Here is a 16,644-nt window from a genome sequence, read left to right as displayed (position 1 = left end):
CCGAGAGCACGCACCGGACGCGCTCCTTGACGGGCAAACGTCGCCTGCCGCGGCACCAGTGCCGCTCCGGCGATGTCTGCCGGGACGATGAGCCTTTCCCGCCGCGGCACTCGGCGGCGTCTTCGAACCGGCGGCGTCCGTGCACCGACGCCGGGGCCTGCGACGCCCTTCGTACGGACGCGATTGCGGGTACGCGGCCACGGACGAAGCCCTGTGCCCCGTCACCCGGGACGCGGTGACGGGGCACAGGGCTTCGCGGTGGGAAGGCGGTCGCGGTCAGGCGGGCGAGCCGAGCAGGGGGCCGGGGCCCGGGGTGATACGCCGGGTCATCAGACGGAGCAGATCGGCGACCCGGTGGACGCGGTGGGCCGCGATGCCCGGGGGCGCGGGGGCCAGCGGCACCAGGAGATCGGCGGGAGCGAGCGAGCCGCCGGCGGCGTCGGCCTCGGCGTCGGCGTGCAGCCACAGCGCCAGCATGTAGAGCGCCGGAATGGACAGCAGCCGCGGCTGGTAGGACGTCGTCACCGTCTCGGCCTGACGCAGGGCGAGTTCGGTCGCGGGGACGTACGGCCCCTCGAAGAAGTGGGAGAAGGCCCATCCGTCCGGCGTGAGCATCGTGTCCGCCGCGGCGACGGCCCGATCCGCGTCATGGATCAGGAACCGCCACGCGGCGAGCCGGGTGACGGGGGCGACCCCGCCCGGCCCGATCCTGTCCAGCACATGGACGGGCAGCGGGAGTTCGGGGCTGAGCGGCCCCTGGGCGGACCGGAGAGCGGGCGTGCGGGCTTCACGGACTGCGGTGGGTGAACCGAGTGCCGCAAGAACGCTGCGCAGAGCGGGCGCGGGGGCCGGGGGTACATGCAGCGGCATAGTTGGGTCGCCTCTCACTCGGGAGACACGGTGATGCGTGGGCGGGTGCAGACGTCTCTGTCGGCGTACGGGGTCAGAGGGAGCCGGTGACCGGACCGGCGCGTCAACTCTCTGCCTCGTCAGCAAAGTTTATACGACCGGTGTTCACACAGTGTTTCCCCTAGCCGTCCCGGATATTGCCGGCAAGGCGGCATCAGGACTTTATTATGCGGTATTTCTGTTGATTTGCCGTCAACGGCGCAGTCGCCGCCAGGAGTTTTTATCCCGGCATGGACGGCTGAAACGCGCTGTTCCGTCAGCGCGCTCCGGGAACGGAAACCGCACACAGCGTCATGCCGAAGGAATGTGCCTCCGGCCGCAGGTCTCAGGTTACTGGGTGCGCGGTGTTCAGGAGGGCGTGAGGGTTCAGCGGCCTGGGCATTATCGACCGTGACGTGAGTGGCCTGGGCCGCGGGCTGCCCAATTGAGGGAGGGACACTTCGATGGGGGAGAAGGTCGTGGCGGGCGCCTTTGAGTTGTCCGATCGGCAGAGTTACCGGAGGAAGCTCCACCAGTGCCTGGAGGGCCTGGAGAGGCTTCTGGCGGAGCGGAGGTTCGACCGTCCCCGCAATCTCATGGGGATGGAGATCGAGCTGAACCTGGCCGGTGCCGACGGCATGCCGAGGATGATGAATGGAGAGGTGCTCCAACGTATCGCGAGCCGGGATTTCCAGACCGAACTCGGGCTCTTCAATTTGGAAGTGAACATAGTCCCGCACCATCTGGAAGGCCGCGTTTTCGATCAGCTGGCCGAGGAGCTCAGGACCGGTCTCGGATATGCCCACCGGAAGGCGGGCGAAGTGGAGGCCGGGATCATGATGATCGGAATTCTCCCCACTCTCCGCCGTGCGGATCTCGTGGCGAAGAACCTCTCGGAAGCAGACCGGTACACACTGCTGAACGATCAAATCGTGGCCGCGCGCGGCGAGGATTTCTCTCTCGATATCCAGGGCGTGGAGCATCTGGTCTCCACATCGTCTTCGATCACCCCGGAGGCGGCCTGCACCTCGGTCCAGTTGCATCTCCAGGTGACGCCACCCCGCTTCGCCGCGGTGTGGAACGCGGCCCAGGCCGTCGCCGGTGTGCAGATCGCCCTCGGCGCCAACTCCCCCTTCCTGTTCGGCAGGGAGCTGTGGCGCGAATCGCGGCCGCCGCTCTTCCAGCAGGCCACGGACACCAGGCCGCCCGAACTCCGGAACCAGGGCGTACGGCCCCGGACCTGGTTCGGGGAGCGGTGGGTCGGGTCGGTGTCCGAGCTCTTCCAGGAGAACCTGCGCTACTACCCGCCGCTGCTGCCGATCTGCGGCGAGGAGGACCCGTTGGCGGTGATCGACGCGGGCGGGGTGCCGGGACTCCAGGAACTCGTGCTGCACAACGGCACGGTCTACCGCTGGAACCGGCCGGTGTACGGGGTGGCCGACGGCGTGCCTCATCTGCGGGTGGAGAACCGGGTCCTGCCCGCGGGCCCCACCGTCACCGATGTCATCGCCAACGCCGCGCTGTACTACGGGCTCGTGCGGGCCCTCGCCGAGGAGTCCCGTCCGGTGTGGACCCGGATGCCGTTCGCGGCGGCGGAGGAGAACTTCGACACGGCCTGCCGCCACGGCATCGACGCACACCTGGTCTGGCCGCGGCCGGGCAGGTCGGGAGGGCTGGCCCGGGTGCCGGCGGTCGACCTCGTCCGGGACGAACTGCTGCCGCTGGCCGCCGCCGGGCTCGACGCCTGGAACGTCGCTCCCGCCGACCGCGACTTCTATCTCGGCGTCATCGAGGGGCGCTGCAGAAGGCGGGTGAACGGCGCGTCCTGGCAGGCGGACACCTACCACCGGGCACGGGATGCGGGGCTCGGCCGGCACGAGGCGCTGGCCGCGACCGCCCGCAGGTACGCCCGGCTGATGCACGGCGGGGACCCCGTGCACAACTGGCCCACGGGCGTCGACCCGGTGTGAGCCCCTCCTTCGGGAGCCCCGTTTCTTCCGGGCGTCCCGTTTCCTTCGGGCCTTCGAGCACGGTGTTCGCGACGACGCGCGACGAGGTGCGCGGCCGCTGCCGGGCGGTGCGACCGCTCCGGGCGGCCACCATGACGGCCCGCGCCCGAAGGCCGGCGGCGGCGCGGAGGGCGTCCCCGGGTGCACCGGCCGCATGACGGTCGGGCAAGCTGTGTCGTCCCAGGTCGGTGGTGTCCCTCTCCGAGGACGGAAGAGGGAAAGAACCGCACCATCGCCGAAGATGGTCGTCCCCCGACCGTCGCGCACGATCCGCGTACGCGCATGCGAGTCCGTGGCGGGGCGGTGAGGGGTGCGGGGGCGTGAAGGCACGACTCAAGGCAGGTGCACAGGTGGAGGCGGGGTACATGGCCGGTTCATATCCGCGAGAGGTGCTGTCGCGACGGGACACGCGGAACGAGACATTGCTGGTGCTGGCCCTCTCACTGGGCGCCAGTGCGGTGTCGGCCCTGATCAGCTTCAGCGGATCGCTGACGAAACCAGGGGGCCTGAAGGAGCAGGTCGCGACGCTGAACGGCTCGTACGCGCCGGGACGCCCCTGGCTGGATCTGGCCTGGCAGCTCTTCGGCATCACCACGGTCCTGGTGCCCGTCGCGCTCGTCGCCCACCTGCTGAGCAGGGAGGGCGCCGGGCTGCGCGCCATCGGCTTCGACCGTACGCGCCCCTGGGGGGACCTGGGGCGGGGCACCGCGGTCGCGGCGGGCATCGGAAGCGCCGGGCTTGCCTTCTACCTGGTCGCGCGCGCCACTGGATTCAATCTCACCGTGGTGGCCGAATCACTGCCGGACGTGTGGTGGAAGTTCCCGGTCCTCGTTCTCTCGGCACTCCAGAACGCCGTGCTGGAGGAAGTGATCGTCGTCGGCTATCTGCTGCGCCGACTCGACCGCTTGGGGTGGACGCCGATGGCGGCCCTGGCGGCGAGTTCGGTGCTGCGCGGCTCGTACCACCTGTACCAGGGCATCGGCGGGTTCATCGGCAACGTGGTGATGGGCGTGGTCTTCGTGCTGCTGTACCGGCGCTGGGGGAGGGTCGGCCCGCTGGTGGCCGCGCACGCCCTGCTCGACATCGGGGCGTTCGTCGGGTACGCGCTGCTGGCGGGGAAGGTGGGGTGGCTCCCTACGGCGTGAGCAGTTCTCCCTCGACGACCGTCACGGCGTTCCCGGTCAGCAGGGTGCGGTCGCCGCGCCATGAGGTGCGGACCAGGCCGGACCGGGCGGAGGCCTGTAGTCCGGTCAGCTCCTCGCGGCCGAACCGGGCCGACCAGAAGGGCGCCAGCGCGGTGTGGGCGCTGCCGGTGACCGGGTCCTCGGGGATGCCGACGTTGGGGAAGAAGCCGCGGGAGACGAAGTCGTAGCCGTGGGCGGGGTCCTCCGCGGCGGCCGTGGCGATGACGCCCCGCCGGGAGACCCGGGCCAGCGCCGCCAGGTCCGGGACCAGCGCGCGCACCGTCGCCTCGTCGGCGAGTTCGACGAGCAGATCACCGACCTGCGGGCCGGTGTCGTGGACGGAGAGGGGCTTCGCGCCGAGAGCGGCGGCCAGCTCGGCCGGGGCGGTCGCGGGGGTGAGCGGGGCGGTGGGGAAGTCGAGTGTGATCGAGCCGTCCGGGTGGGCGGTCGTGGTGAGGATGCCGCACCGGGCGGTGAAACGGACGGTTCCGCTCGCCGTTCCCGTGGTGTGCAGGACATGGGCGGTGGCGAGGGTGGCGTGCCCGCACATGTCGACCTCGGTGGCCGGGGTGAACCAGCGCAGCTCCCAGTCGGCCGGTCCGCCCGGAGCCGCCGGGCGGGCGAACGCGGTCTCGGAGAGGTTCATCTCCATGGCGATGAGCTGGAACCGCGCGGTGTCGGGCACGGCATCCGCGTCCAGCAGCACGACGGCGGCGGGGTTGCCGGAGAAAGGGCGGTCGGTGAACGCGTCGACGATGCGGATTCTCATGGCGTGACCGTACGCGGAACGGGGAGCCGTCGGCCAAGGCCAATCCGCGGCTGATGGACCGAAAGATGTCGTCCTCGGTGGACCGGGCCGCGGGTGCCTGCGTCCGGCGGGGCACGCCGGCCGGCCGTCACGGGGTCCGGGGCCGGCGCGGTCATCGATCGCAGGGCGACAGCCGGACGCGGAGACGCCCGCAGAGCGAGCCCGGTCGTTCCCGGGGCGGGGCGACGTCGGACAACGGCGCTCCCGGTCCTGCCGATGGTGTGGCCGGGAGGGGAAGCCGGGCGTCGCGAGCCGGCGCATCCTTTCCGGCCACACCGCCGGGTACGCCGTGATCAGGCCGGGGCCTCAGGCGGTGACGAGACCGCCCAGTTCACGCAGCGACTCGACGAGCGCGGCGGTCGCCGAGTCCTTGAGCCTGCCCGCCATCAAGGAGACCGCGGCACCGGTGAACTCCCCGTCGACACGGACGGTGGTCGTGTCCCCGTCCGGTGTCAGGGAATAGCGCATGGCGAGAACGACCCCCATCGGCCCCTTGCCCCGGGTGGCCAGCAGATGCGCGGGCTCCAGTTCCGTCACGGTCCAGGTCACCTCGGCCGGGAAGCCCATGAGCTTCATGTTCTCCTCATAGGTGGTCCCGCGTTCGAGCACGGCCGGGCCGCCCTTCGGGAAATTCGTGTGGGTCGCGTTCCACCGGCCGTACACGGTGAAGTCCGTCAGCTGGGCCCAGACCTTCTCGGCCGGTGCCTTGATGTGTGCCTCCGCGCTGACCTCGGCCATGCGACCACCCCTTCCCGGCGGGTTACGGTGTCGCGGAACGTAGCCGCAGCGGCATGAACATTCAATACTGACGAAAAGTCAGATGCGTGGATCCATCCCGTCCGGGCCCGCGCGCCAGATCGACGCGGCGTCGAAGCGGTCGGAGGCGCGTGGGTGCGGGCCGTCGTCGTGGCAGTGGAACGCCGCCCAGAAGAGGTCGGCGCGCAACGCGTCCGCCGGTGCCTGGATCCGGTACACGTACTCCCGTCCGTCGAGTGCCGGCAGGGCGACCAGCCAGGACACGTCCGCAGACCCCTTTCCGGCTGCTGTGTGGGTGTTGTTGCCTGTGGGACGTGCTGGGGGCGGTTCGTGGTTGCTTCGGGGCGCGGGTGCAAGGCGGCGCGCGGCGTTCTTACGGATGTGATCCCGAAGTGGCGAGATCTCATCCGTAAGGAGGAGGAACCGCTCTGGCGTGCCCAACTTACGCGGGATGCCGTAATGGGTCCCTCCGCCGATGATTCCGCGCCATGGGAGTGATGGGGTGAGAGGTGTGCAAAACCGGACGTCGCGGATCCCTCAGCAGCCCGCACTGAACCGTGCCGATCTCGAAGCCGGACTCTCCGTCGAGTTGGCCGCCGTGGTGACGGGTGCCCGCAGGCGCGCACTGCGCGACGGTGATCGGTACATCGACACGGCGCATCTGCTGCATTCCCTCATCGAAGCGGACCCCGAGGTGCGAACCGCCCTCGACGAGGGGCAGCAATTGGCCAAGGTGCTCGGCTATCTCGTCCAGCGCAGCATCGGGTACGGGCTGCGCTGGCAGGGTTCGGTGGAGGACTCCGGAGCCGTACCGGTCGTCACCACCCCGGGGAAGCGGCCGCGGGACACGGGCGTGGAGGGCTGGTCGCCCTCGGCCGCCTCGGTGCTGGCAGAAGCCCGAGAGCGGGCGCGGCGGCGCGGGGACGTGCGCGCCGGCGGCCTCGACCTGCTCACGGCCCTGTCCATGGACCGGGAGTGCCGGGCCGTGGAGGTGCTGGAGCGGGCCGGCGTCGACACCCGACGGCTCGCGGCTCGCATCGTGCGGGCGACGGGCTGGCCGTGAGCGCCGCCGTCCTCGCGCCGTGCCCGTGACGCCGATGCCCGGTGCGCACCGCAGGGCGGCCGGTGCCGTGACGGTCGATGCCTGACGCGGGACCCGGTGCTGCGTGCAGGGCGCGCCGATGCGTACCGCGAGGGAACCGCCCGTGCGGCTCGCCGGGCGCGAACGGTCCGGGTCTCGGCGGGGAGAGCGGCCCAGGTCCGGGCCGGGCGTGCGGCTCCGGCGCGATGAGCGACGGGTCGGCGTGCCTGTCAGGGGTCACCGAGATGACGCTCCTGACAGGCGCCTGCCATGATGTGCCGATGCACGCGTCGCGAGGAAGAAGCGGCCTGGGACTCGCCCTGGTCTCGGCGTTCGCCTTCGGTGGTTCAGGGGTTGCGGCCAAGCCGCTCATCGAGGCGGGTGTCGATCCGCTCCATGTGGTCTGGCTGAGGGTGGCGGGCGCCGCTCTCGTCATGCTGCCCGTCGCGTGGCGCCATCGGGGGCTGGTAAGCAGGCGTCCGATTCTTCTGCTCGGGTTCGGGCTGCTGGCCGTCGCGGGCGTGCAGGCGTTCTACTTCGCCGCGATCTCCCGCATCCCCGTCGGAGTGGCGCTGCTGGTCGAGTACCTGTCGCCCGCGCTCGTCCTCGGGTGGGTCAGATTCGTCCAGCGCCGGCCGGTCACCCGCCGTGCCGCGGTCGGTGTGGTGCTCGCGGTCGGCGGACTCGCCTGTGTGGTCGAGGTCTGGTCCGGGCTGGGCTTCGACGCGCTCGGGCTGTTGCTCGCGCTCGGCGCGGCATGCTGCCAGGTCGGCTACTTCGTGCTGTCGGACCAGGGGAGCTCGGACGCGAGCCCGGGCGCCGAGCCGCCGAACCCCGTCGGTGTCATCGCGTACGGACTGCTGATCGGCGCGTGCGTTCTCACCGTCGTCGCACGTCCCTGGACCATGGACTGGGCGGCCCTCGGCGGCAGCGCCGTCATGGACGGAACGGATGTGCCCGCCTGGCTGCTGCTCGCCTGGATCGTGCTGATCGCTACCGTGCTCGCCTACGCCACCGGGGTGGTGTCGGTGCGGCTGCTCTCCCCGGCGGTGGCAGGCGTCGTGGCCTGCCTGGAAGCGGTCGTCGCCACGGTACTGGCCTGGGTGATGCTCGGTGAGCACCTGTCGGCGCCGCAGCTCATCGGCGGCGCCGTCGTGCTGATCGGTTCTCTGATCGCGCAGTCGGCGACCTCACGAAGGCCCTCCGGTCCGGTCGCGTCCGGTCCGGGTGGGAGCCGGGCCGCAGGGCCGGGCACCGGTCCCGCGGGCACCGACGCGCCGTTGTCCACCGGCCGAGCCGCCTCGTAGGGTGGCAACCATGCAGAGGACCGTGCTTTCACCGCCCGCCGCCTGAGGCGCGGGCAGCCCCTCCTGACGTGGACCGGGCTCGGGCAGTCGCCGAGCGGCTGGCCGCTGCCCGCGCGGAGACGACGACCAGCGTCCCGCTTCTTCATCCGGAGAGAACACGTGTCGAACACTGCTGTCGGCCTGCCCGTCGGGCGGAGCCTCGTCTTCCTGATCGTCGCCGGCGTCGCCTGGGGCACCGCCGGCGCAGCCGCCTCACTGGTCTTCGAGATCAGTGACATGGGCCCGATCGCCCTGTCGTTCTGGCGCTGCGCGGGCGGGCTCGTGCTGTTGCTGGCCGTCCTGGCACTACGGCGCCGACGCGAGGCCACGCCCCCCGAACCGCGTGGCCGCCGGCTGCTGCGCATCCTGGGGAACGGGCTCGCCCTCGTCGTGTTCCAGAGCGCCTACTTCGCGGCCGTGGAGGCGACGGGGCTCGCCGTCGGGACCGTCGTCACGCTCGGGGCGGGCCCCGTGTTCATCGCGGTCGGCGCGCGGCTGGCCATGGGGGAGCGGCTGGGGCGCGGGGGAGTCGCCGCGGTGGCCGGCGGGCTGGCCGGACTGGGCGTACTGGTGCTCGGCGGCGACGGGGCGACCGTGCGGCCCGCCGGTGTCGCCCTGGCGCTGCTCTCCGCGGTCGGCTACGCCACGATGACCCTGCTCACGCGGTGGCTCGGCCGCGACGGCGGGGCCTGCGATCCGCTCGCCACCAGCGCCTGGGCCTTCGGGGTCGGTGCCCTCGGGCTGCTGCCGATGGCCGCGGCCGAGGGGCTCGTGCCGCAGACCGCCCAGGCGGCACAGGTGCTGGCCCTGCTGGTGTACGTGGCGGCGGTGCCGACCGCGCTCGCCTACGCGCTCTACTTCGCGGGGGCCGCGGCGGTGCGCGCGGCGACCGTGTCCGTGATCATGCTGCTCGAACCGGTCTCCGCGGCGGTCATCGCCGTCGCCCTGTTCCACGAACGGCTCACCCCGGCCACCGTCGTCGGGACGCTGCTCCTCCTGGCGGCCGTGGCCGGGCCGGCCCTGGCCGAGGCGCGCGGCGCCGCGCGGGTCCGTCGCGCGTCCGTTCCGGTCTGACCCCGCTCGTCCGCCCCGGAGCGCCCGCGGCCCGCCGGTCCCGGAGCACCCACCGGGGTCCGCTTCGGTCCGGGCGGCCGGGGTCCGGGCCGGGCGCACGGCCGAGGGCCGTTCCGGTCCTGCGGAAGGGGGCCGACCGCGGCAGGGGCCGATGCGGTCCGGGCGCCGCCCGGCCGTTTCGGCCCGGACACCGCACGCCCCTGGCCCGCCGCCGTCGCCTGGGCGGCCGGTCCCGGCCGCCGACCTCGGGCCCCGGAGCAGGTTCCGCGCCGGAGCACGCTGAACCACGGCTGGGGGAACGGCTCGCGGGCGCGGTCGGCCGCTCCGGCCGGCGGCGCCCTACGGCCGGCGGGCCGCGGACGGTCGGGATTCCGCGGCGGACGTTGTGGTGCGGGCCCTGCTCCGGGTGAGAGCGGCACCCGCGAGGACCACCAGGGCGCCGACCGGAGTGTTCCAGTCCAGTTGTTCGCCGAGCACGACGACTCCGGCCGCGGTGGCGACCACCGGGATGAAGTAGGTCACCATCTGCGCGGTCGTCGGCCCGACCTCCTCCACCAGGCCGAACTGCACCAGCATCGCGAAGCCCGTGCCGAGCGCGCCCAGGGCGGCCACCGCGAGGGTCGGGAGCAGCGGGAACTCCTCGGGGGCGGAGGTGAACAGCGGGGTGACCACGGCGAGTTGCGCCGTCCCGAGGAGCAGCTGAGCACCTGTCAGGGCGAGCGCCGAGTCACCGGTCCCCGACAGCGTCCTGCGGACGTGGATCCAGCCGATCGGATAGCAGAGGGAGGCGAGCAGGGCCATGGCCGTACCGGTGAGGTCCAGCCCGGAAAAGCCCTGCCAGCCGCCCAGCACGGTCAGTACGCCGAGGAATCCGAGCCCGAGCCCCGCCACCCGGCGCCGGGTCGGCCGGTCCTCGGAGAGGGCCACCAGCGACAGCGCCATGCCCCACAGCGGGGACGTCGCGTTGCAGATGCCCGCCAGGGTCGACGGAATGCTCAACTCGGCATAGGCGAAGAGCGAGAACGGCAGCGCGTTCAGGAAGAGCGCGGCGACGGCCAGATGAGCCCAGGTGCGGCCGGAGCGCGGCAGCCGCACCCGCCGCACGGCCATCGCGACGGCCAGCACGGCCGTCCCCGCCAGGAGGCGGCCGAGGGTGACCTGGAACGGGGCGTAGCCGTAGGTGCCGACCTTGATGAGAAGGAAGCTGAAGCCCCAGATGAGCGCGAGAGCACCGAAACGTATCCGCCAGTCCAGCCGTCGTCTCGGCGGGGCGGACGCCGGGGCCGGTGAGGTGCTCCCGGCCGGGACGGCGCGCGTCCTGCGGTCCGGACGCGGATCCGGCACCGCATCGGGACGCGACTGCGCGGCGCGGTTCCCGGTGGTGGGGGCGGTTGCGGTGACCGGAGCGGGACGGACGGCGGTGGCGGATGCGGAGACCGGAGGGGGTTCCGGCGTTGCGGTGGCACTCATACATCAACGATGGCGAGCTCAATCACGTAGAACAAGCGAGACTTCCTGCGGGGATTCTCGTAGTGTTCCTTACATGTTGAATCTGGAGCGCCTGCGCACCCTGGACGCTCTCGCGCGGCATGGTTCGGTGAGCGGCGCCGCCGCCGGGCTGCACGTCACCACCTCGGCCGTCTCCCAGCAGCTGGCGAAGCTGGAACGGGAAGTGGGGCAGCGGCTCCTCGCCAGGAACGGCCGGGGGGTCCGGCTCACGGATGCCGGTCGGCTGCTCGCCGACCACGCGGCGCGCATCCTCTCCCAGGTAGAACTGGCACAGTCCGACATCGAGGCGCAGCGTGGAGAGGTGGTGGGAGAGATCCTGGTCTCCGCCTTTCCCACGGCGGCGCGCGGGCTCTTTCCCGCCGCGCTCCGGGCGATGCACGCCGACCATCCCGAACTCCGTGTGAGAACACGTGAACTGGAGCCCGAGGACGGCATCCTGGGCGTCCTCAGAGGCGACATCGACCTGGCGGTCGCGCTGGACTGGAGCAACAAGCGGCTGCCCGTCCCCGGCGGTCTGACCAGGGTGGAACTCCTCGACGACCTGCCGGACATCGCGATGCCGGCCGGTCATCGCCTCGCCGGCCGGGCCGAGGTGGACCTGGAGGAGTTCGCCGACGACGCATGGGTCTCCTGGCCCGAGGGTGAGTTCTGCCACGACTGGCTGGTGTTCACGCTGCGCTCGAAGGGCTTCGAACCGCGCATCGCGCATCTGGTGGGCGAGCACCACACCCAACTCGCCCTGATCGCCGCGGGAGTGGGGGTCTGTGTCGCCCCTCGGCTGGGGCGCGGCCCGGTGCCCGACGGGGTGCGGCTCGTGCCCGTACGGCAGAGGATGCGACGGCACGTCTACGCGGTGTGGCGCACCGACGCGGACCGGCGCCCGTCGGTCCGGGCGACGGTGGCCGCGCTGAGGGAGGCCGCCCGGGAGGCGGGCGAGGCGTCGGCGTAGGACGCTTCCGCACGCCGGGACCGGGCGCGGTGCGGCGGGGGAGCGCTCAGGCGCGGTGCGGTCCGGCCAGGGGCTGCCCCCTCGTACCCGGTGGAAGCCCGACGACGGCCGCGGCGCCTTCCCGCGTAGTCGGAACGCCCGCGTCCTTCCGGCGTACGGGTGCCCCTCCACCCTGCATCGCGCCACATCCGACGCCGCGCGCCGGTCCACCGCGGACTACGGGACAGCCCCCAGCTTCCGGAAGTCCCAGGAGGTGACGGACTCCGGGGTGAGGCGCAGCCAGGCATGCCGGCCGTCGTGCGGCATGGTGTCCAGCCCGAAGTACTTCTCGGCGAACAGGCACTCCGGTACGTCGAGTTCGGCGCAGGGGCCACCCGTGCGGGGCGCCTCGCCGACCGGCACGGCCCGCCCGCGGAGTTCGACTCCGCGGAGTTCCCCGTATTCCACCCCGTCGTCCACGATCACCGCGATCCTCGGGTCGGTGCGCAGCTGCGACCAGCGGAGACTGCGGGTGATCGAGTACAGCCAGAGCGAGGTGCCGTCCCAGGCGTACCACAGGGCACCGACGTGCGGTCGGCCGTCGGAGGACACCGTGGCGACCCGGCAGGTGCGCTGTCCGGCGAGATAGGCGTGGCGTTCCGACTCGGTCATCATGATCCGGCGGCCCCGTCGTTGTGTGACGGCCATGGGGGCACCCCTCCCATATTCCTGACTAGATGTCAGAAATCATGAGGGGCTCTTCCCCCATCACGCAAGGGCGGCTAGCCTCCGCGCCCGGTCCGTCGGTGAGGGAACGGATACCTCCCGCCGACGGCGCCGTCCTGTCACCGACGGAGCCGATCCTCCAGCGAAAGGGCCTGCCGTGCCGCCGAGGGAGCCAGTGGCCGAACGTCCGGCCGTAGAACGCGTCGAACCGTTCGTCGGGCACCCCGGTCGACTCGTCCGGCAGCTCGATCCGGCCATCTGCGCGCTCATGACGGTCGAATGCCAGGAGGGTGTCGTGGGCCCCGGCAGCGCACTGCCCGAGCTGGCGGAGGAGGCCAGGTCGTCCGGCATGCTCCACCGCGTCGCCCGGCTCGTGGCGGCCGCCCACGAGGCCGGGGTCCAGGTGCTGCACGCGGTGGCCGAGCGCCGACCCGACGGAAGGGGCGCCAACGACAACGCCCGGCTGTTCCGGGCCGCCCGACGACTGCCCGTGCAACAGCACCCGGGCAGCGCGGCGGTCCGGATCGCCGCGCCCGTCGAGGTGGCGGACGAGGATCTCGTCGTGCGCCGGCTGCACGGCCTCTCGCCGATCGCCGGAACGGAAGTCGACGCCCTGCTCCGCAACCTCGGCCGTCGGACGCTCGTCGTCACCGGGGTCTCGGCCAACGTGGCCGTTCCCAACGCCGTGTTCGACGCGGTGAACCTCGGTTACACGGTCGTGGTGCCCTCCGACGCCGTCGCGGGGGTGCCGGCCGACTACACCCCCGCGATGATCCGTCACACGCTCGCCCTCGTCGCCACCGTCACGACCACCGACGCGGTGATCGGCTGCTGGCGGAGCCGTGGACGCGCCGGTCCCTCGTCCGGTGGCGGAACGGGAGCGGGGCCGGGCGCCACCGCTCCCGCCGCCGGTGCGCGTGCCGGTACCGGGGCTCCTGCCGGTGCCGGCGCCGAGCCCGGCACCGGAGTCTCTCCCGGCACCGGCCTCTCGACCGGCGCCGGTCACGGCACTGGTGCTGCTCCCGGCGCCGTTCGCCCCGTCGAGTCGTCCGGCACGCACGCTCGCGGCGCTGGCCAAGAGCCCACGTAGCCCTTCCCCGAGCTCTCGACTTCGTTCGAGCAGGGAGACCCCGGCCGAGCACTTCCGGCCGCCTTGCGGTCGTACGCACCGGACGACGCTCCTGCCGGGCAGACATGGCCGGTCACGGCGCTAGGAACTGAGCGTGATCGAGCCGTTCGCCACCTTGATCGGCCGTGCGGGCAGCGGCTGTGTCGCCGGCCCCGCTGTCGCGTCCCCCGTCGCGACGTCGAACCTGCTGCCATGGCAGGGACAGTGGATGGCGCCGTCCGACACGCTCGACACGGCGCATCCCTGGTGCGTGCATTTCGACGAGAACGCCTTGAACTCACCGGGCTTGGGCTGCGTCACCACCACGCCCCGACCGGCGAAGACCTTGCCCCCGCCCTGCGGGATGTCGGCCGTCTTCGCCAGGACGTCCTCGGTACTGTCCATCGCGGTGGTGCTCCCCGCGGCCTTGGTCGAGCCCGTCGCCGCTTCCACCTCCGCCTCGGGCTCCTCCTTGCCGGCGCATGCGGCGAGTACGGCGGCCACCGATGCCGCCCCGACCGCTGTGACAACGGTCCGACGACCGGGACCGACCCCGTGTTCCTGCGACGTGCTCACGCCGGTTCTCCTTCCGCGACGGCCCCAGCCGCCGGTGCTCGCGACTTCGTGCTGATGAGTGGTGTGCGCGCCCGGGTGCGCGGCGGCGGAGCCGCCTGGTGCGGGGCCCGGGGACCTCGTCGTCATCGGCACGTCCGGGCATCGGCATGAGCGGGTCCTCCGGGCCCATGGCGCCCGAGCGCGGTGAAATGGCGCGTATCGCAACGGAATTACTCCGGGTGGCCGAGGCGGCGTTGCGCCCGATGGGTGACGCGGGATGACCGGCTGTCGTGGGCCGTGCGGGCAGCGTGGCGCCACGAACGCCGGACCCGTGTGCGAGGCTGGGGCCATGACGCTGAGCGGCTTCGACGACATCGAGCGGGCGATCCGTAATGGCTGGGGAGCGGACACGGCGACACCGGATCACCGCCCGCACTGGACCCCCGACAACCCGGCCCGCGACCAGTGCGGGGTCACCGCCCTGGTGGTGCACGATCTGATGGGCGGTGACCTGATACGCGGAGAGGTCCACGTCAACGGCGAGCGGGTGGACTTCCACTGGTGGAACCGGTTCGGGATGGGAATCGAAGTCGACCTCACGCGAGAGCAGTTCGGCCCGGAGGAGAAGGTCGTCGGCGGAGAGGTGATCGAACGGCCCGCGGAGATCGTGCGGCTCCGCGAGGAGTACGAACTCCTCCGCAGCCGGGTCCTCGCGGCGCTGCGTCCGTAGACGCCGCCTGGTACGCCGTCGCTCCACGACGTCCCGTGCGGAGCCGCACGGGATCAGTCGGAACCAGCCGCGGCCTCGCCGTCCGCGGCCCGTCGAGGCTCACGAAACGGGTGCACCTACGACCGCCGCCGCACGGCCGACCGGATCAGACCCCCGGACGGTCCGGCCATCCGGATGTGATCGGATGTCATACTTCGTAGAGCGATATATCGTGATCGGCATGGTGACACGACGGCCGATTCTGACCGAACCGCAGTACTTCATATTGGTCGCACTCATGGACGGGCCACTGCACGGATACGGCATCATCAAGGCCGCCGAGCAGGCCACCGACGGGCGGCTCAGGATCGCCGTCGGAACCCTCTACGGGGCACTGGAGCGGATGGAACGGTCCGGACTGATCGTGACCGACCGCGAGGAGATCGTGGACGGGCGGGCGCGCCGCTACCACCGGCTCACCCACGACGGCGCCGAGGCGCTCGGCCGAGAGGCACAGCGCATGCAGCAGGCGGCCGCCGCCGTCATTGGGCGCTCGGCGAGGCTCGGGGCGGCCGGGACGTGAACCGTCTGCTGCTCACCGTCTGCCCTCGGGTCCTTCCGTTCCCGGCCGGGGCGGGAGAAGTCGGCCTGCCTGGGCGAGGAGTGCCCCGGCCGCTCGTGGCCCCCGCCGAGCGAGGTGGCCGCAGTGGTGCGCGGGTATCGAAGCCGTGTGCGCGCTGCCGCCGCCGGCATGGCACGGCCGTCGGGGTGAAGCGCGCCCGGACCGCCGGAGCCGGGGCGGGGCGACGGCGCTTCCGCGCGGGGCGAGGGAACCGTCCGTACGCCCCGTTGACCTGGTTGCCGCACGCTACGGCCGGGCCGCCCGGCCGACCCGGGCCGGATCTGCATCATGTGAATCATGGACGAGACGCGCACGCTCACCGAGGATGAGATGAACGACCTCCTCAGCGACGAGGACCGGGACGCCGACGGGGAGGACGACGAGTACGAATGGGTCCGGTGACCCCGCCGGACATCCGGGCAGGGCCGACGCGCTCCCCGAGGGGCGCCGTCGAGCGGAACGCCGTCGAGCACCGCACCCCGGGTGTGGCGGGGTGAGTCGTTGCTATCAGGAGCAGTGACGGCCGGTCAGCTCTGCTGAGCAGGTGCCCCCGCGTGTGCATGGGGACGCCGAGCCCCGGGAAGGCCGCAGCGCGTCCGTTCGCCACCGGGGCTCCGAGGCCGGGGCTGCGGGAGACCGTGCGGGGCGGGTGGTCGGGCGCGGTGCGGGACTTCCGGAAACCCGGTCGTGCGTGGTGATGTCGGTGGCCTCCGCTACCTTTCCCACCATGGAACGGGAACACGCCGAGCGCTTCGAGCCCCTGCCCGGACGGGCCGGCCATGTCGGCGGCATCGAATCGCTCACGTTCGACGGGCACCACTACTACTTCGGCTTCGACTACGGCAGCGATATCGTTCTCTCCCCGCTGATCGGCGACCCGGCGGCGATGGCGGCCTTCGCGAGCGCGCACATGCGCCAGACGACCGGGGCGCACGACCGGGACCACTGGGCGGGTCTGGTCGACGCGGCGACCGGGCGCTCGGCCTTGGCGGCGGGCGCCGACCTCGCGTTCACCACCGAGGGCCTGCGCGGTGACCTGCCGGAACCCGGGAGCCACCTGCTCTATCTGCTGGGAGCGGCCACCGGATGGGACGACTGGTTCGGGGAGTCGCCGGAGGCGCGGCGCGCGTGTGAGCGGCTGGGCCTGGACGATGAGGACCCGGAGTTCATCGACCAGTGCCTGACGGAGGTCCGGGACCACGGGGTCGGAGCCAGGCCCGACGACTGGACGGTGGTCCGCCTCCACCTCGGTGCCGCGGTGCGGCACCTGCCCGGCAACTGGGGCATCCTGTTCGCCCCGCTCGCGGAGGGGCTCGCGAACCGGTCGTGAGCCGCACACCC

General features: G+C 72.2%; 16 protein-coding genes and 1 pseudogene. 10 read left to right on the top strand and 7 right to left on the bottom strand.

Annotation, left to right across the window (positions count from 1 at the left end; all coding sequences use genetic code 11):
- Positions 1–276: 276 nt before the first annotated feature.
- Positions 277–870: a hypothetical protein gene (locus tag ACIHCL_RS21340; protein WP_399863954.1), complete on the bottom strand. Its 594-nt coding sequence runs from the start codon at positions 868–870 to the stop codon at positions 277–279.
- Positions 871–1,352: 482 nt separating this feature from the next.
- On the opposite strand from ACIHCL_RS21340, the gene ACIHCL_RS21335 reads away from it, so the two are divergent.
- The gene (locus ACIHCL_RS21335; RefSeq protein ID WP_399863952.1) at positions 1,353–2,858 is read left to right on the top strand and encodes a glutamate-cysteine ligase family protein; all 1,506 of its coding nucleotides are present in this window, start codon (positions 1,353–1,355) and stop codon (positions 2,856–2,858) included.
- Positions 2,859–3,262: 404 nt separating this feature from the next.
- Positions 3,263–4,042 (top strand): CPBP family intramembrane glutamic endopeptidase, encoded by a 780-nt coding sequence (locus ACIHCL_RS21330; protein ID WP_399863973.1) that lies wholly within the window; start codon positions 3,263–3,265, stop codon positions 4,040–4,042.
- Here the strand turns inward: ACIHCL_RS21330 and ACIHCL_RS21325 are convergent.
- From ACIHCL_RS21325 to ACIHCL_RS21315, 3 genes are all read right to left on the bottom strand, one after another.
- Complete coding sequence (locus ACIHCL_RS21325; protein ID WP_399863951.1) at positions 4,032–4,850, bottom strand: PhzF family phenazine biosynthesis protein; 819 nt, start codon at positions 4,848–4,850, stop codon at positions 4,032–4,034. The two genes, ACIHCL_RS21330 and ACIHCL_RS21325, sit on opposite strands and share 11 nt — an antisense overlap.
- A 345-nt stretch (positions 4,851–5,195) precedes the next feature.
- Positions 5,196–5,627, bottom strand: coding sequence for an SRPBCC family protein (locus ACIHCL_RS21320; RefSeq protein WP_399863949.1), 432 nt, complete (start codon positions 5,625–5,627; stop codon positions 5,196–5,198).
- 78 nt (positions 5,628–5,705) lie between these two features.
- The gene (locus tag ACIHCL_RS21315) at positions 5,706–5,909 is read right to left on the bottom strand and encodes a hypothetical protein (RefSeq protein ID WP_399863948.1); all 204 of its coding nucleotides are present in this window, start codon (positions 5,907–5,909) and stop codon (positions 5,706–5,708) included.
- Between the two features lie 247 nt (positions 5,910–6,156).
- On the opposite strand from ACIHCL_RS21315, the gene ACIHCL_RS21310 reads away from it, so the two are divergent.
- The 3 genes from ACIHCL_RS21310 to ACIHCL_RS21300 all read left to right on the top strand — a co-directional run bounded on the left by ACIHCL_RS21310 (position 6,157) and on the right by ACIHCL_RS21300 (position 9,146).
- Positions 6,157–6,708, top strand: a complete 552-nt coding sequence (locus tag ACIHCL_RS21310; RefSeq protein ID WP_399863946.1) for a Clp protease N-terminal domain-containing protein — start codon at positions 6,157–6,159, stop codon at positions 6,706–6,708.
- 299 nt (positions 6,709–7,007) lie between these two features.
- Positions 7,008–8,033 (top strand): EamA family transporter, encoded by a 1,026-nt coding sequence (locus ACIHCL_RS21305; protein ID WP_399863945.1) that lies wholly within the window; start codon positions 7,008–7,010, stop codon positions 8,031–8,033.
- A gap of 159 nt (positions 8,034–8,192) precedes the next feature.
- On the top strand, positions 8,193–9,146 hold the full coding sequence (locus ACIHCL_RS21300) for a DMT family transporter (RefSeq protein WP_399863944.1): 954 nt from the start codon (positions 8,193–8,195) through the stop codon (positions 9,144–9,146).
- A gap of 339 nt (positions 9,147–9,485) precedes the next feature.
- Here the strand turns inward: ACIHCL_RS21300 and ACIHCL_RS21295 are convergent, their stop codons facing one another.
- Positions 9,486–10,616 (bottom strand): EamA family transporter, encoded by a 1,131-nt coding sequence (locus ACIHCL_RS21295; protein ID WP_399863943.1) that lies wholly within the window; start codon positions 10,614–10,616, stop codon positions 9,486–9,488.
- Between the two features lie 73 nt (positions 10,617–10,689).
- Between ACIHCL_RS21295 and ACIHCL_RS21290 the strand changes: the two genes are divergently transcribed.
- Positions 10,690–11,604, top strand: coding sequence for a LysR family transcriptional regulator (locus tag ACIHCL_RS21290; RefSeq protein WP_399863942.1), 915 nt, complete (start codon positions 10,690–10,692; stop codon positions 11,602–11,604).
- A 216-nt stretch (positions 11,605–11,820) separates the two neighbouring features.
- On the opposite strand, the gene ACIHCL_RS21285 is transcribed toward ACIHCL_RS21290, so the two are convergent.
- Positions 11,821–12,291 carry a pyridoxamine 5'-phosphate oxidase family protein gene (locus tag ACIHCL_RS21285; RefSeq protein ID WP_399863941.1) on the bottom strand — a complete coding sequence of 157 codons (471 nt, stop codon included), beginning with the start codon at positions 12,289–12,291 and terminating at the stop codon, positions 11,821–11,823.
- A 286-nt stretch (positions 12,292–12,577) separates the two neighbouring features.
- Here ACIHCL_RS21285 and ACIHCL_RS21280 point away from each other — a divergent pair.
- Positions 12,578–13,183 (top strand): annotated as a pseudogene (locus tag ACIHCL_RS21280) (cysteine hydrolase family protein); the annotation flags it as partial.
- A 336-nt stretch (positions 13,184–13,519) separates the two neighbouring features.
- Here ACIHCL_RS21280 and ACIHCL_RS21275 read toward each other — a convergent pair.
- Entirely contained in the window at positions 13,520–13,993 is a 474-nt protein-coding gene (locus ACIHCL_RS21275; protein WP_399863940.1) for a Rieske (2Fe-2S) protein, read from the bottom strand.
- Between the two features lie 328 nt (positions 13,994–14,321).
- Between ACIHCL_RS21275 and ACIHCL_RS21270 the strand changes: the two genes are divergently transcribed.
- From ACIHCL_RS21270 to ACIHCL_RS21260, 3 genes are all read left to right on the top strand, one after another.
- Positions 14,322–14,702, top strand: coding sequence for a hypothetical protein (locus tag ACIHCL_RS21270; protein WP_399863939.1), 381 nt, complete (start codon positions 14,322–14,324; stop codon positions 14,700–14,702).
- A gap of 220 nt (positions 14,703–14,922) precedes the next feature.
- Positions 14,923–15,264 carry a PadR family transcriptional regulator gene (locus tag ACIHCL_RS21265; RefSeq protein WP_399863938.1) on the top strand — a complete coding sequence of 114 codons (342 nt, stop codon included), beginning with the start codon at positions 14,923–14,925 and terminating at the stop codon, positions 15,262–15,264.
- Positions 15,265–16,030: 766 nt separating this feature from the next.
- Entirely contained in the window at positions 16,031–16,633 is a 603-nt protein-coding gene (locus ACIHCL_RS21260) for a hypothetical protein (RefSeq protein WP_399863937.1), read from the top strand.
- Positions 16,634–16,644 lie beyond the last annotated feature (11 nt).

The sequence above is a fragment of the Streptomyces sp. NPDC052042 genome (assembly GCF_044548345.1).
Lineage (GTDB): Bacteria > Actinomycetota > Actinomycetes > Streptomycetales > Streptomycetaceae > Streptomyces.
This window is presented reverse-complemented; position numbering and strand designations above follow the sequence as displayed.

Excerpts from the sequence above, each read along its gene's own strand:
- ACIHCL_RS21290 (WP_399863942.1), top strand. The coding sequence starts at position 10,690 with ATGTTGAATCTGGAGCGCCTGCGCACCCTGGACGCTCTCGCGCGGCAT.
- ACIHCL_RS21270 (WP_399863939.1), top strand. The coding sequence starts at position 14,322 with ATGACGCTGAGCGGCTTCGACGACATCGAGCGGGCGATCCGTAATGGC.
- ACIHCL_RS21325 (WP_399863951.1), bottom strand. The coding sequence starts at position 4,850 with ATGAGAATCCGCATCGTCGACGCGTTCACCGACCGCCCTTTCTCCGGC.
- ACIHCL_RS21265 (WP_399863938.1), top strand. The coding sequence starts at position 14,923 with ATGGTGACACGACGGCCGATTCTGACCGAACCGCAGTACTTCATATTG.
- ACIHCL_RS21340 (WP_399863954.1), bottom strand. The coding sequence starts at position 870 with ATGCCGCTGCATGTACCCCCGGCCCCCGCGCCCGCTCTGCGCAGCGTT.
- ACIHCL_RS21285 (WP_399863941.1), bottom strand. The coding sequence starts at position 12,291 with ATGGCCGTCACACAACGACGGGGCCGCCGGATCATGATGACCGAGTCG.
- ACIHCL_RS21330 (WP_399863973.1), top strand. The coding sequence starts at position 3,263 with ATGGCCGGTTCATATCCGCGAGAGGTGCTGTCGCGACGGGACACGCGG.
- ACIHCL_RS21295 (WP_399863943.1), bottom strand. The coding sequence starts at position 10,616 with ATGAGTGCCACCGCAACGCCGGAACCCCCTCCGGTCTCCGCATCCGCC.
- ACIHCL_RS21335 (WP_399863952.1), top strand. The coding sequence starts at position 1,353 with ATGGGGGAGAAGGTCGTGGCGGGCGCCTTTGAGTTGTCCGATCGGCAG.
- ACIHCL_RS21305 (WP_399863945.1), top strand. The coding sequence starts at position 7,008 with ATGCACGCGTCGCGAGGAAGAAGCGGCCTGGGACTCGCCCTGGTCTCG.
- ACIHCL_RS21260 (WP_399863937.1), top strand. The coding sequence starts at position 16,031 with ATGGAACGGGAACACGCCGAGCGCTTCGAGCCCCTGCCCGGACGGGCC.
- ACIHCL_RS21320 (WP_399863949.1), bottom strand. The coding sequence starts at position 5,627 with ATGGCCGAGGTCAGCGCGGAGGCACACATCAAGGCACCGGCCGAGAAG.